Genomic DNA, 235 nt, shown 5'->3' on the forward strand with positions numbered 1-235 from the left:
CGAGGCCTTCGTGCTGACGGCCGGCTCGCTGCGCCAGGCCCGCTTCATGCTCGGCGGACTGGAAGTGGACACCGCGCGCATGGCGCGCAACCTGGATCTGTCCGGCGGCCTGATCGTGGCCGAGGCCGTGATGATGGGCCTGGCGCCGCACATCGGCCGCCAGACCGCGCATGACGTGGTCTACGACGCCTGCCGCGAGGCGGCCACGTCCCGCCGCCGGCTGGCTGACGTGCTG

General features: G+C 73.2%; 1 pseudogene. It reads left to right on the forward strand.

Annotated features, from left to right (window positions below):
* Nucleotides 1–235 (forward strand): annotated as a pseudogene (locus tag SB771_RS37165) (3-carboxy-cis,cis-muconate cycloisomerase); the annotation flags it as partial.

It is taken from the genome of Burkholderia sp. SIMBA_051, from assembly GCF_046534915.1.
GTDB lineage: Bacteria > Pseudomonadota > Gammaproteobacteria > Burkholderiales > Burkholderiaceae > Burkholderia > Burkholderia ambifaria.